The organism is Maribacter sp. 4G9, from assembly GCF_002742265.1.
Lineage (GTDB): Bacteria > Bacteroidota > Bacteroidia > Flavobacteriales > Flavobacteriaceae > Maribacter.
Genome location: NZ_MDGL01000067.1, coordinates 1 through 14,748, shown reverse-complemented (window position 1 = coordinate 14,748; position 14,748 = coordinate 1). Strand labels below are relative to the sequence as shown.

Annotated in this window: 13 protein-coding genes and 1 pseudogene; 1 reads left to right on the top strand and 13 read right to left on the bottom strand. The window is 41.9% G+C overall.

Annotation, left to right across the window (positions count from 1 at the left end; genetic code table 11):
- The first annotated feature begins 13 nt into the window (after positions 1-13).
- Positions 14-2,461, top strand: coding sequence for a TonB-dependent receptor (locus tag BFP75_RS09515; RefSeq protein ID WP_165776566.1), 2,448 nt, complete (start codon positions 14-16; stop codon positions 2,459-2,461).
- Positions 2,462-2,539: 78 nt separating this feature from the next.
- Here BFP75_RS09515 and BFP75_RS09510 read toward each other — a convergent pair whose 3' ends face one another.
- From BFP75_RS09510 to BFP75_RS09450, 13 genes and pseudogenes are all read right to left on the bottom strand, one after another.
- Positions 2,540-2,908, bottom strand: coding sequence for a metal-sensitive transcriptional regulator (locus tag BFP75_RS09510; RefSeq protein WP_099545064.1), 369 nt, complete (start codon positions 2,906-2,908; stop codon positions 2,540-2,542).
- Between the two features lie 66 nt (positions 2,909-2,974).
- On the bottom strand, positions 2,975-3,181 hold the full coding sequence (locus BFP75_RS22380; RefSeq protein ID WP_099545062.1) for a GDCCVxC domain-containing (seleno)protein: 207 nt from the start codon (positions 3,179-3,181) through the stop codon (positions 2,975-2,977).
- Between the two features lie 9 nt (positions 3,182-3,190).
- Complete coding sequence (locus BFP75_RS09500) at positions 3,191-4,552, bottom strand: dihydrolipoyl dehydrogenase family protein (RefSeq protein ID WP_099545060.1); 1,362 nt, start codon at positions 4,550-4,552, stop codon at positions 3,191-3,193.
- Positions 4,545-5,156 (bottom strand): mercuric transport protein MerTP, encoded by a 612-nt coding sequence (gene merTP / locus BFP75_RS09495; RefSeq protein ID WP_099545058.1) that lies wholly within the window; start codon positions 5,154-5,156, stop codon positions 4,545-4,547. Before merTP ends, BFP75_RS09500 begins: the two co-directional genes overlap by 8 nt.
- A 1-nt stretch (position 5,157) precedes the next feature.
- The gene (locus BFP75_RS09490) at positions 5,158-5,529 is read right to left on the bottom strand and encodes an ArsR/SmtB family transcription factor (protein WP_099545056.1); all 372 of its coding nucleotides are present in this window, start codon (positions 5,527-5,529) and stop codon (positions 5,158-5,160) included.
- 102 nt (positions 5,530-5,631) lie between these two features.
- Entirely contained in the window at positions 5,632-8,715 is a 3,084-nt protein-coding gene (locus tag BFP75_RS09485) for an efflux RND transporter permease subunit (protein WP_099545054.1), read from the bottom strand.
- A gap of 12 nt (positions 8,716-8,727) precedes the next feature.
- The gene (locus BFP75_RS09480) at positions 8,728-10,230 is read right to left on the bottom strand and encodes an efflux RND transporter periplasmic adaptor subunit (protein ID WP_099545053.1); all 1,503 of its coding nucleotides are present in this window, start codon (positions 10,228-10,230) and stop codon (positions 8,728-8,730) included.
- 20 nt (positions 10,231-10,250) lie between these two features.
- Positions 10,251-10,541, bottom strand: a complete 291-nt coding sequence (locus BFP75_RS09475) for a hypothetical protein (RefSeq protein WP_099545051.1) — start codon at positions 10,539-10,541, stop codon at positions 10,251-10,253.
- Between the two features lie 19 nt (positions 10,542-10,560).
- The gene (locus BFP75_RS09470) at positions 10,561-11,745 is read right to left on the bottom strand and encodes a TolC family protein (protein WP_099545049.1); all 1,185 of its coding nucleotides are present in this window, start codon (positions 11,743-11,745) and stop codon (positions 10,561-10,563) included.
- Positions 11,746-11,816: 71 nt separating this feature from the next.
- Entirely contained in the window at positions 11,817-12,269 is a 453-nt protein-coding gene (locus BFP75_RS09465; RefSeq protein WP_099545047.1) for a hypothetical protein, read from the bottom strand.
- A 215-nt stretch (positions 12,270-12,484) separates the two neighbouring features.
- A complete protein-coding gene (locus tag BFP75_RS09460) occupies positions 12,485-13,699 on the bottom strand; it encodes a hypothetical protein (RefSeq protein WP_240531752.1) in 1,215 nt (404 codons plus the stop codon).
- Positions 13,689-14,129: a ubiquinol-cytochrome c reductase iron-sulfur subunit gene (locus BFP75_RS09455; RefSeq protein WP_099545046.1), complete on the bottom strand. Its 441-nt coding sequence runs from the start codon at positions 14,127-14,129 to the stop codon at positions 13,689-13,691. Before BFP75_RS09455 ends, BFP75_RS09460 begins: the two co-directional genes overlap by 11 nt.
- A pseudogene (locus BFP75_RS09450) lies at positions 14,130-14,561 on the bottom strand (di-heme oxidoredictase family protein); the annotation flags it as partial. It abuts the gene before it with no gap.
- Positions 14,562-14,748 lie beyond the last annotated feature (187 nt).

Genomic DNA, 14,748 nt, shown 5'->3' with positions numbered 1-14,748 from the left:
ACAATTCAGAAAAATGTATTTAAAAAAGGGATATATAATTGTGGCACTAATTTTTGCTTTCACCAGTTCCGCGATGCTTGCACAATTTGTAGTTCAGGGAAAAGTAGTTTCCGCAGCTTCCAACGAACCCGTCCCAAATGCTGAAGTGTATCTCACCTCCCTAAGAAAATCAACCGTCACTAATGATTTTGGGGATTTCAAATTTCAGAACATCCCTAAAGGAACCTATACTATTACCGTATTTGCGTACGAGTTTGCCATACGGGATCACGTAATCGGCATTTCTGGTGATACCTCGCTGCACTTAGAACTTGAATCTTTGGGCGTAGAACTTTCTGAAGTAGTGGTTACCCAAAGGAAAGAACGCATTTTTGCCCTAAAACGATTAAGGGACGTTGAGGGAACTGCCATTTATGCTGGCAAGAAGAACGAAGTGGTACTGGTAAGTAACCTTACCGCTAATCTTGCCAGCGGGAATGCCAGGCAGATTTACGCTCAAGTGGTCGGGCTCAATATCTATGAAAACAACGATGCCGGGCTGCAATTGAACATTGGAGGGCGTGGACTCAACCCCAACCGCAGTGCAAACTTCAATACCAGACAGAACGGTTACGATATTTCCGCCGATGTTTTAGGGTATCCTGAAAGTTACTATACCCCACCCCCAGAATCAATAGAACAGATAGAAGTGGTAAGAGGTGCAGCTTCTTTGCAGTACGGGACACAATTTGGAGGCCTTATTAATTTTAAGCTGAAACAACCCGACTCCAACAGGAAAATAGAGTGGATATCCCGGCAATCCTTAGGTTCTTATAACTTGTTCACCAGTTTTAATAGCTTAGGTGGAGCCTTGGGAAAAGTCGGTTATTATACCTTTTTCAACTATAAAAAAGGAAAAAGTTTTCGTCCCAATTCGCAGTTTGAATCCTTCAATGGATACGCACATTTGGATTATTCCCTTACAGAAAGAACCGCCATTTCCTTTGAAGCAAGCTATTTAAATTATCTAGCGCAACAACCAGGTGGTCTTACCGATAAACAGTTTGAACAAGATCCAAGCTTTAGCAACCGAACACGTAATTGGTTCAATGTTGATTGGAAACTATACTCAATCCGCTTGGAACACGCTTTTGATAATAAAACCGATTTAAGCCTCAACCTCTTTGCCCTGGATGCCTATAGGAAATCGGTTGGTTTTCGCGAAAACAGGGTTTCACAGGAAGATGATCTGGAGGCTCCACGGGAATTGATAGTAGGTAATTTTAACAATTGGGGGGCAGAAGCCCGTTTGTTAACGCGGTATAATTTTTTCGGAAAAGAGAATTCGTTGCTTTTTGGTGGAAAGTACTACCAATCCAATAATACGGAACGGCAGGGTCCAGGCAGCAACGGCAGCAACGCCAATTTTAATTTTGAAGAACAGACCTATCCCAACTACCCAAGGCAAAGCGATTTTAGGTTTCCGAACTTGAACCTTGCCCTGTTTTCCGAAAATATCTTTAAGGTCTCCGAAAAATTTTCGGTAACTCCCGGACTACGGTTTGAATATATAAAGACCAGAAGTAGGGGCGCATTTAAGCGAATCAACTTTGATATTGCAGGTAACCCCATCTTAAACGAAGAGATGGCGGATAACCGTGATTTTGAACGTTCTTTTGTTTTATTGGGTGTTGGGTTGGGTTATAAATCTCATAAAACGCTAGAACTTTACGGGAATATAAGTCAGAATTACCGCTCGGTTACTTTTAACGATATTAGAATTACCAATCCGTCACTGACCGTAGACCCCAACATCAAAGATGAGCAAGGATATACTTTTGATATAGGGGCTCGCGGGCGGATAAAGAAATACATTTCCTATGATGTGGGTGCATTCTTTTTAAGTTACAAAGACCGTTTGGGAGTTATAATAAGGGAAGTAAGTGATATCCAGCAGGAGCGGTTTAGAGGGAACATAGGCGATGCCGTTTCCTATGGCGTTGAAAGTTTTGTGGACTGGAATATATGGGAAACCCTATCCACAGAAAAAAATGATATCAAGCTCGGTACTTTTGTCAATCTGGCCCTAACAGATTCAAAATATACGGCTTCCCAAGAAAATAATGTAAGGGGTAAAAAAGTCGAGTTTATTCCCGGCATTAACCTAAAAACAGGATTAAATTTTGGTTATAAAGACTTTTTGGGGAGTTTGCAATATACTTATTTGGGCCAACAGTTTACCGATGCGACTAATTCACCCAGGGATTTTGAAAGCCAGAGTGGTATTGTAGGCGAGATACCTGCCTATGACATTTTGGACCTTTCCTTTTCCTACACCTACAATCGGTTTAAACTGGAGGCAGGGATCAACAATGTTTTGGACGAAAGCTATTTTACGCGCCGGGCTACAGGTTATCCGGGTCCGGGGATCATACCAAGTTTACCACGTACCTTCTATGCGCTCCTGCAACTTAAATTTTAGGCAATCTTTATTTGGGATTAAATTTGGATTTCATCAAAATATATTACAAAAATAGTCGCTGAAGATCGGATTTACCAACTACCGTTCCTGATTTTTGTCAATGTCAAGCCTCTTGTGAAGTGCATCAATTTCCTTCATTTTAGAGGTAAGCGAATCGAGTCCCAAATTAGGGAATCGTTTTCGTATAAATTCAATCCGATCTTCATTACCACAATCACCAGGACAGGCTTCCACGGTTTCGGAGATTTTTATGGCCAGTGCCTTTCGGTAGGTTTCATCCAATAAAAGGAAGTGCGCTTTATCAAGTCCTTTTTGCGCTGCTTTAAATTGAATCAATATTTTGTCGGGGTCGGCATCCTCATCAAGCATTTTAATGAGACCTCCAAGTTGCCCACTGATGCCCTGAAGCCTTGTTTTAATATCTTTACTTAAATCTCTCGGTATCATTGGTCTTAAATTTTTGTCAATATATAACTGTCTTGGGGGTGGTCTGCAAATTTATCCTGAAATTATTTAGCAACAACCAGAGCCTTCCTGAATTGGTGGGCAGGCTACGGTTCCATATGAGCAATAGACACAACAATCACCTTCTTTTGGTCTTATGATTTCTTTGCAATTATCACATTCATAGAAGAATTGACAGGCCGTTGTAGGCATTTCTTCCTCTTTTTTAAAACTGCACTTTGGGCAAGTAATGGTAGATTTTAATATCGTTTCCATATTTGAATTTTAAAGCATATAGGTTAGGTCAGAGGCCATGGTCGGATAGGCAAACACCATCGTCCTTAAATCGTTTACGGTCATTTTGGTCTTTATTGCCATCGCGAATAGGTTAACAGTCTCCTCACAGTGTGGCCCGATAAGATGTGCCCCTAGAACCGTACCGTTATTTTTGTCAATTATTGTCTTGTATGCATATTCTTCGACATTCAGACGCCTTGCGTTGAACCAATCATCAACCTTATCATAGTTTACCCTAAATTCAAGACCACTGTTTTTGGCCTCGGTTTCTGTCATTCCGACGGATGCCATTGTAGGCAAGGTGAATACCACCGTCGGCATCGGGGGATAATCCACTTCTTTGGAATTTCCCTTTAGGATATTGGAAGATACTACGTGTCCCTCCATTACGGCCACGGGTGTCAAAGCCAATCCTTCCGTTTCCGCTGCATCCCCTGCGGCGTACACATTGGGATTTGAAGTGCTCTGAAGGTATTTGTTGACCGAAATCCCTTTATTGGAATAGGCGACATTTGCTCTTTCCAACTCCAAATCGAAAATAGCGGGAGGCCTTCCGGCCGAATTGAATACGGCTTCCACTTCAAATTGATTCACGTTCCCGTTGGTAGTGCCACTAATTAAATAGCCTTTATCGATTTTTTCAATTTTGGTCACTTCAGTTTCCAGAACCAAGTTTACTCCCAAATCCTCGGTTGCCGTAGCAAGATGTGAAACTATATCGGGGTCAAAATTTTCCAGGGGCCTTTCGCCTCGGTGCACTATCGTAACATTGGCACCGGAGCGAGCGGCGATATGGGCAAATTCAAAGGCTATGTAACCGCCTCCGATAAACAATAAAGATTTGGGCAATTTCTTTAAATTCAGAAAATCGGTACTGGTCAGGGCAAGTTCCCCGCCTTCGAAATCCAAAACTTTAGGTTTTGAGCCGGTTGCCACTACAATTTTATCTGCCTGAATCGTTTCTTGCCCCACTTGAAGCGTGTCATTGTCAACGAATTTTACAGAAGCATGAAAGGTTTCGATGCCATTTTTCTTGTAGCCTTTCTCAATCTTCGGCGGCATTTCGTCAACAAAGGTCTGCTTGAATGCCATTATATCCTGCCAATTGATTTCGGGAATTTCATCAATGCCCTTTCCTTTCAGTCTTTTTGCAAAATCACGCACTTCCGTTGCGCCGATAATCACTTTTTTGGGGTCGCAACCGCGCAGTGCGCAAGTACCGCCATAGGGCAGTTCGTCGGTAATCCCGACCGAAAGCCCTTTTGAGGCACATCTGTTGGCTATGGTCATACCGGCCATACCCGAACCGATAACAAAGACATCGAATTTTTTAGTCACGGCCTCACCCATTGTTTTCCGTTACTTTATAACCAGTGCCGTTGATGGCTTTTATGATTAGTTCCTCGGTAACTTTGGTACTGTCATATTTGACTATTGTACTGCCCTCTTCATAGCTGGCCTTCACGGAAAGTATACCATCCAACTTGTTGACCTCGCTCTCTACGTGGTTTTCGCAACCCGTACAGGTCATTCCTTCCACTGTAAAGGTTTTCTCAACAATACTTTCCTGCTGCACATATACGATGTCCTTTGAGGGTTGGGCATAAAAAATTCCGGAGTAATAAGGAAATGCCAGCATTAACGCCGCAAAGAGCGTTACAACGAGCAAGAATTTTTTTGATTGCAGAAAGGAAGGTTTCCCTTCATCTTCACAGGCGCAATCAATTTCGTGCTGTGTTTTTGGCTTTAGCTTTTGGTACCAGGCAAAAGCAAGCACCAAAACTGTTAGACCAATGAGATAAGGTCTAAAAGGTTCTACCCAAGAAAAGGTGGATGCGATTCCGCTAGTTCCCGCAATCAAAGCCAAAACCGGGGTTATACAACATATTGATGCCGCTATGGCCGTCAATATTCCTGCATAGGCGACCTTGTTCGAGGTTTTTCCTGTTTCCATTTTATGCTACCTTTTTGTTTTTCTGAATTTTGGTAAATACATTGTCCAATACTTCGTTATGATTCTGGACCAATGAATAATACAGGGTTTGCCCTTCACGTCTCGAAGTAATCAATCCCACATCCTTCATTTTACGTATGTGCTGTGAGATCGCGGGGACGCTCATTTCAAGTATATCGGCAAAATCGCAGGGACAAAGCTCACCTTCCTCATATAACAGGAATAATATCTTTAACCGTGTGTCGTTACAGGCCAGCGCGAGTATTTTGCTGATTTCGGAAATTGCCTCTGAGTTTGTTCCCAAGGTTTCCCGACAACGCATTAGCTGCTTTTGGTCGGCCTCGGCGCGTGTACAACTTAATTCAAGTGCCATAATACAATTTTTGACAAAGATATATTAATATAATTATTTAAGCAAATGCTTAAATATATTTAATGTTGCAACCCCCTTTTGATTAAGAGGATTACTACAAAACTATTTATTTCTTGAAACCATCAATTGATAAACACAAGGAATTACCACCAAATTTAAAACCGTAGCCGATAACAAACCACCCAAAATAACAACTGCCATTGGGCTTTGTATTTCACTTCCCGGTTCGCCACCTTTTAAGGCCAATGGTATCAGTGCCAGACCTGTGGTAAAGGCTGTCATCAAAATTGGATTCAATCTATCCAAAGCTCCTGCTTTAATTAGAAGAAACCCTTGTTTGCCTTCCTTTCTTAAATCTTCATATCGTGATACCAATAAAATACCGTTACGTGTAGCGATTCCGAAAAGGCTGATAAAACCAATGGTTGCTGCAATGCTGATGATTCCTGATGTGAAATACACAATCAAGATACCCCCAATTAAAGCCAAAGGCAGATTTATCAATACTACGAATGCCAGTTTTACATCCTTGAATTCATAATAGAGTAACAGAAAAATAATCGCTATGGCAATGATGGCGGTTATCAAAAGTAACTGTGATGCCTTGGACTCACTCTCAAACTGTCCGCCATATTGGACACGGTAGCCTTCTGGCATATTCACATTACTGGAAACCACTTCTTGTATTTCCTCCACGGCACTCCTCAAATCCCTGCCCTGAACATTGGCAGCGACAACGATTTTACGTTGTACATCTTCTCGATTAATTGTGTTTGGACTGCTTACGGACTGAACGGTTGCCAGTTCGCCCAAAGTGGTCTGACCTTCATTCGGTAAACTGATTAAAGTATTCCCGATGGTTTCAATATTATCCCGAAACGGTTTTTCATAGCGAACCACCAAATCAAAATACTGTTGCCCTTCATAAATCTCGCCAGCCTCTTCGCCTGCAAAAGCAATATCTACCTGTTCCATTAAATTACCCACGGTCATTCCATAGGCCGAGAGAATTTGGCGTTTAGGCTTGATACGTATTTGTGGCACTTCAATTTGTTGATCAACTGCAACGTCTGCCAATCCATCAATATCCTTGATGTTCTGTTCCACGCTTTTACCCACCTCGAACAAACGTTGTAAGTCTGAACCGAATATTTTTATGGCAATGTTGGCACGTGTCCCCGAAAGCATATGGTCTATACGGTGTGCGATGGGCTGTCCCAATGTAATATTGACACCAGGTGCGATGCTCAATTTATTTCGGACTTCCTCAAAAAATTCTTCCTTGGTTTTGTCTTCGAGAACAAAAGGAACATCAATTTCCGAAGCGTTAACACCTTGTGCGTGTTCGTCCAGTTCGGCACGTCCCTGTCTTCGTGTTACCACTTCCACCTCGGGCATATCGAGTAATAGGGTCTCTATCAGCTTACCTGTCTTATTGCTTTCTTCCAAAGACATTCCCGGTGGACCGACCACACTGATTACCAAAGAACCTTCATTGAATTCCGGCAGAAAACTTCTTCCCAATTGCGTTAACACTAAAAGACTTGTGATAAAGGCAATTACTGTAGTTCCAATAATGGTTTTTGGGATTTTGGTCGCACGTTCCAAGAGGTTGCCATAATGTTTCTGTAACCACCGCTCCACACGGGTTCCTTCGGATTGTTTCTTCAACAATTTTTCATTGTTCAATAAATAGGAACACAAAATTGGGGTTACGGTTACAGCGACAATCAATGAGGTTAAAACAGAAGTAACGAATGCGATTCCCAGCGGTTGTAATAAACGGCCTTCCATTCCGCTTAAAAAGAACAAGGGGACAAAGGAAACGATAATGATAAGCGTAGCGATAATGATAGAACTTCGTATTTCCACGGAAGCATCTCGCACAACCTTAATTGTGGATTGACGCTCTGCCTTGGGTTTTCTGATATTTTCGCGAAGGCGTTTATAGACGTTTTCCACATCAATAATGGCATCGTCCACCAATGCACCAATCGCAATGGCCATACCCCCCAAACTCATCGTGTTAATGGTGTAGCCCAACCACTTCAAAATGATGATGGACACCAATAATGAGATAGGAATCGCCAACAAGGAAATTAGCGTCGTTCTCCAATTCATTAGAAAGATGAACAGGATAATCATTACGAAAAAAGCACCTTCTAAAAGGGTCATATTTAGATTGCTAATGGAAGCATCAATAAAATCGGACTGTCTAAAGATTTGACTTTTGATATTGACACCTTTTGGCAAGGTTTTTTCCAAATCGGCGATGGCTTCATCCAATCGGTCTGTCAGTTCCAACGTGTTGACATCGGGTTGTTTTGAAATGGTCAGAATTACCGCAGGATTTGCATTCAAGGAACCATCCCCAATCTTATCGGCGGCTCCAATTTGGACCGTTGCCACATCCTTAATTTTGATGGTTTGACCGTTCACTTGCTTTAGGACGGCTTCCCGTAAATCTTCCAGTACATACGCTCTACCGCTACCCTTTATGATATATTGATTTCCATATTGGTTTATAACCCCACCAGGCGCATTAGTGTTTGCTTCCTTAACCTGTTCTACCAATTCGGAAAGGCTTACATCATAATGCTTCATCTTTTCAGGATTGGCAAATACTTGGTATTGTTTGTAATCGCCACCTATGACTACCACATTGGCAATACCACCAATAGCCTTGATTCGTGGGCGAATTGTCCAATCCGATAAGGTTCTTAATTCCATTGGTGATAGGCTATCGGACGTTACGCCCAATAACATTATTTCGCCCATAATGGATGAAATAGGTGCCATTGTAGGTGCGCCGATACCTTCGGGCAAATTTTCGCGAACCATTGGGATGCGTTCGCTTACGATTTGTCGTGCACGATAAATATCGGTTCCCCATTCAAATTCTACCCAAACAATGGAAATTCCCGCTGCTGATGACGAACGGATCCGTCTTACATTTGGCGAACCGTTCAAGGCTGTTTCCAATTGATAGGTCACTAATTTCTCAACTTCTTCAGATTCCATTCCGTGCGCTTCGGTAAGGATTGTTACCGTAGGTGCTGTAAGGTCTGGGAAAACATCTACATTCATCGTTCGGGCATAATAAATACCCAATACACTCAATGCAACCGCTCCCAATAGAATGAGCAATCTGTTTTGAAGTGAAATTGATAATATTTTGTTTAACATTTCTCTTCGTTTTTAATGTTCGTGACCGTGTGCGGGTGTAGAACCGGACATTGAAGCCATTTTAACTTGATATGCTCCTGTGGTTACCACCACTTCGCCTACTTGCAAGCCTTGCACTATTTCTACATTTTCGCCATTGCGTTTTCCTATTTTCACGGGCCGCCTTTCAAAACTTTCGCCCGAACGTTGCACGATAACAGAATAGCTTCCATAATCTTCCAATAGGGCATTCACAGGAATCATAGTATTTTGGGTCGCATTTCCCATTGCAATTTGCACGGGCGTTAAACTTCCCTCTGGCATATCGACCTCTGCATTTACTTGCGCAAAAACTGAAATCAACGGGTTTTCACGTTCTACATTTTTACCAATTGAAAGAATTTTGCCATCTGCTTCGGTTACACTTTTCCATTGCCCATCTCTAGTTTGATACCAAATGCCCTGTACGTTCTCCATTGTTAGTCCGTAGTTGGGTGCTACCTGTGCATTTAAAACTTTGGATTGATGCGTTCCAATATTTACAAGTGCCACGCCTTGTTCTACGTAATCACCATTGGAAACCGTTATGGATTTGATAAAGCCGTCAAAAGGCGCTCGAATTTGTTTGCTGCCTCCAGAAACGCCCGATACCAATGATTGATAGTTGGCTTTGGCAATCTCAAAATTGCTCTCTACTTTCTCGAATTCAGATTTTGGGACGATTTTAGAATCGTAGAGCTCTTTCTTTCGGTCGTATTCAGATTTGGCCTGTTGGAATTTCGCTCTCGCGGAAGCGATATCGGTGCTCAAATTGTTGGATGCCAAACCCTGACTGTTCAAACTCATTAAGAGCTCGCCTTTCTTAACCGCTGTGCCTTCCGTAAGGTTGCTTACTTTAAAATCTACCACACCATTGGACTTTGCTGCCAAGGACTTTACAGAGCCGGGCGAGGGCATCCAAACTCCGGACGTGTTGATGATATCGTAAATTTTGCCTGAAACAACAGGCGCCGTTTGAAAATCGATTTTCCAAGCCTGCTCCTTTAAGAACGAAATGCTCCCATCATCTTCGGCAGTACCCAAAGCTTTTATGGCTTCGTCTGCATTGGCATATACCGTAACATCATCAATCGTTATTTTATCTGAATAGTCTGGTGTTTTCAGTTCAAAAACAAGTTGATACATACCTGCTTCTTTAGGTTGGATGGCAGGCGAAAATATACCTGGCGATGAAGGTGCTTCGGCCGTATTGCGAATGCCTTCATCGCCTTTTATCAAACTGACGGTAACCGAACCTTCCCGAACAGGCTGATGCTTGTCCAAAACCGTAAAATGGGCTGCAAATCTACTCGGATTGCCTATTATTAAGGCTGGAAATTCTACAAACAGTTCGGTTTTATCTGTCCAAAGGGAATGGGATAGGCGTGGAATTTCTTCTCCCACGTGGCTACCATCTTCATTGTGTGCGTGTGCATCTTGTGCCTTGTTGTTACAGGACATTGCCAAAAAGGCGAGCACTATTAAAATATATTTCATCTTTTATATCTATTATTTTTTTAATGGTCGTGGTGTTCTGCACCATCATCGTGTTTGTGGGTTCCGGAATTATCATCCGAATGATTACCGTCTTTATTGTGGTCGTGCCCGTGGTCATCCGTTTTTGTTTCCATAGAATCGGTTCCTACCTTATACTCTTCCTGTTCGATGGCTTCATCGTCCATATGGCTACCATCAGCGTTATGCTCGTGGCCGTGGTCGTCAGTACTTTCGGTTTTCGTATCCCTACAAGAGCTTACCAAAAAAGTTGAGGCGATTGCAATTGCGAATATTATTTTTGAAATGTTCATAATTTTATGTTTTTAAAATTTATAATTGATGTTTTAATAATTGTGTTTGCAGCAGTTGCAGTTCCTTTTCCATTTGCAACATTTTATCTTTTGCTGTTCGGTAAAACTGAAGCTCCACGTAATAATCCATAAACGAATACTCGCCCAATTGATAGGCTTTAAAAAGCAATTGCTCACTATCTAAATTACCTATAGTGGATTGATACTCATTATATTTTGTGAGCATCAGTTCGTATCGATTATAGCTTTCCTGAAATTCTGCATAAAGCAGAGAAGTGGCAACTTCAGTATTGGATTGCTGAAACTCGTAATTTGCTTCAGCAGCTTTTACTTTGTTCCTGCTGTTCCAAAGCGGAATTGAAATACCTCCATAGAAACCGGAAAAATTGTTACCCCTAACACCTTGATGATTATAGCCAAGAGCAAGATTTGGCAACACCTTGTTTTTCTCCAGTTTGACTTTTTGAAGCGACGCAGATTCATTAGCCATTAATTCCTGTAGCATAGGGTCTTTTTTTGATTTTTCTTGCCAAAGACCTTCCACAGCAGCAACTTCAATAGGTAGTGCAATTCCTGTCGATATGCCATCGATTTCATTGCCACCGTTCAAGGTTTTGAGTTTGGACAGCAAAATTTGAATATCGCTATCAACCTGTTCCACGACAAACTGTACTTGAATCCAAGCAATTTTTGCTTTGTTCAAATCCAAGATACCAACTTGCTCCTTATTGAAAAGTTCTTTAATTTGGTCGAAAACCTGCTTGCCCTGGGTTCTTCTTTCGGTTCCAATAACTTTCTGTTTTTGCAGGAAAATAAGTTCTATTAACAACTCTTTTGCGTACAATAAAATTTCCTGCCTTTTCTTTGCATAAGCAGTTTGCAGTTGTATCGCCTTTAATTCGTTCCATTTACCGCGTGAACCATATACCGTAGGAAACTCAAAGGATTGGGATATTTGATATTCGGAATAATCTCCAAATGTATGCTCGCCAAAAGGCAGGTAAAATGCCGTAAACTGTGGGTCGGGCAAATTGTTGTTGCTCTTGTTTTCAAGTTGTTGGCTTTCCATAAAGGATTGATAGCTTTTTAGCTCTGTATTATTCTGTTCTATTTCGTTGAGAAGTTCCTCAATATTTTTATCCTGTGAGAAACCACTAACAAAGAACAGGCATCCGCAAATTGCGGACACGATGTATTTATTCATTGTTCGAAATTTTAGGTTTAATCTTAAAGTATAGCAGATTACCTATCACAAAGACAGGTACTCTTGAATGATTAACCTAAAGATGGTGGGCCTCGTAAGTCAAGGGATGAGAGGTAGGGATTACAAAGTTTATTGGGTGGATGATAGACAGGCGGTTTGTTATTTTGCCTGTACTCAATTGAGAATATATTTTGTGTTTCAAGAGAGTTTTTTACAACATCCTTTTCAACAACGGTCTGTTGCTCAATTGTATTCCTTTCAAGTACGACTATATCGCTGGACACCGTGGAATGGATATGCATATCCATAAAAAACCCAAAGAATCCGTATGGGGATTCTTCCTTTTCCTGCGAATCATCATCGTGATGATGATGTTCGCCCGTATGGGCTATTTCTGAATGGGAAAGGGAATGGGAATGCGAGTGCTCGTGCTGATGATGCTGATGCGGAAAAACCTGATGCAGCATCATTAGGCTAAACACGCCTAAGAAGAAAAATGCCGCTATTTTATTTGGCTTTTGCATTAGACACGAATTTACTAAAATTAAAAACATCTTTGCTTTTTGGCCTGGATAATTTGAAAATCGTAGCTTGGAAAATGGGAACCCAGTATCATACTCCGTTATCTTAACTCTTGAAAATACTCAAGGAAAATTAACTTAGTATTAGAAAGTGTTTTACAACCATTAATCAAAAAATGAAATCAATGGCCATTTGAATCTTCCGCTGTGACCACCAATTAAAAATAGGTACTAAACCCAAAATACCATGTAGCCGTTCTTGAAGCTGGATTGTTGAGGATATCCTGTTGCCACTGGTATCTGTAGTTGATCCTTAGAACGGTCTGTGGCGCAGGCCTAAAGCTTATTGCAGGTGTAATTGCGAATAAATCATCCCCAATATTCGTATTGGTCTGGGCAAACCTGCCAATGTTGTAATCCACATAATCCGTTCTGAGCGATAGATTGAGTACGGCATCTTCCCAGTCCAATACTTCGGTCTTTAGTACCGGTTGGACAATATCTACAAAAAAACCAACTTGTCGATCACCGAATTGTTGAGTAAAAGTGTCCGGAACATCGACCCATATGTAGGCCATCTCACCGATAAACCTTGTTCCCGTTTTTTTTATGGCAGTATTTAAATCCAAGGCAAGAACATCTACCCTCCTTGATTTTGTATCAACCTGAAGCCCGTCAACTTCTTCCCTATTGTAGGCCCCGCCCATATAGGAAATGCCCAATTCTCCTAATTTTCTATGCTTGATGGCGAACTTTCCATTGAGGAGGGCATTGTCGCTAAAATTCTCCTCGAATCGCGAGGAATTTTCCTTGACTGCGGCCAAAAATGTTCTTTCTTCCTCGTTATCTATAATGCTTGTATCAAAGCCATTGGTGAGGTATGCTTCATAGCCCAAGGTCCAAGCTCCCTTATATGCCTTTCCATATATACCAAATCCGGCATTGGAGAAAGTGGCGGGCAACAAATTGGTGCTGACATCGGGCCGCTCGACAAACTCCCATTTTGGACCGTCGTGGTTTTGGTTAAAGGACCCTATTGGATTCAGTACGATTCCTCCTCTAAGATTCAACAAGGGGTGTAAAGCAATGTCCATTGAGGCGAATTCAATGGCAATTTCCTCTGTCCCGTTTTCAAATTCCAATTCGGTCAAAAACTTAATGCGCTTTGAAATAGAAGCCGAGACAAAAAGGGTCAATCTTCGGGCCTGAAAAGAAAGCCCCTCCGACAATCCGTCCTCAACACTGTAAATTGAGTTCGCCTCTAGATAACCACCCAGATTGACTGGAAATTTATCGAAAGTCAAAAACGGACGGTCATAAACCGCATCCATATTCATCGATTCCCGGATACTGTCCCTATCGCTAGTTTGCGAGCTTAGGGTTGAAACGCAAATGTTCATTAAAGCAAGGGCTGCATATATTTTACGAGACATGCACATAGATATTTTCATTATCGGCGGTTGTTTCAAATGATTTTAGGTTTTCTTCGGCCGGCCCTTCTAAAACCCTGCCCGAACGGTCGAACTCACTGCCATGACATGGACAATTGAATATGCCGCCGCCAATGTTGAGTTCACAGCCCCTGTGGGTACATTGCATCAAACTGGCCAGATAAACATTGTTTTGTGTTTTGAAAATTCCGATGGGGTATCGCATGGAATCACCCTGGATGACCACAAAATCACGTTCAATCTGCTTTTCCCCTTTCACCTGCTGAAACTCACCCTTTGATACTCTTAGCACTCCCCCTTCTTCAACGAAGGATGCATAATACAGGCCTGCGCAACTACTTAGTAAAGCGGAGGAAGCTGGCAGGACTGCAATCAGATATCCAAATTGTTTAATAAAATCTTTTCTATGCACCTATAGGGAATTAATGAATTTTATCAGTTGTGATTTTTCTTTTGGGGTCAGGGACAAATACTGGGCTTTTGAATTATCGGCCTCACCGCCGTGCAATTCAATTGCCTCTTCAATGCTCGAAGCCCTTCCGTCATGTAACAGGAACATTTGCCCGCCTTGGGAATTGGCCGATAAACCGATTCCCCATAGAGGTGGGGTTCTCCATTCAGAAGTCTCGACATTGCCTTCAGTGAATCCATCATCCAATTCAGGCCCCATGTCATGTAACAACAAATCCGTGTAGGGATGAAATTCCCTAAAGGATAACGATTCAATTGGGGAAAATCCTGTGGTCAACGTGGGTGTGTGACAGACAGCACATTGTACCGATTCAAAGAGTTCTTTTCCTGCAATGACATCGGGGTCTGTTTGATTTCTGGGAATTGGTGCTTTTAAGGTTTTTGACTTAGGTACTTAATCAATAACGATAGAAGTAGTAAATTCGGGGAAACAAACATCAAGAACATGGAGCAAAGATTCAAGAGCATGTCCCTTTTCGACTTTATGGAGAAATTCCCGGACACGGACAGCTGCCTGTCGCATCTGGCCTGGCTAAAGTGGGACGGGGGCTACAGGTGCC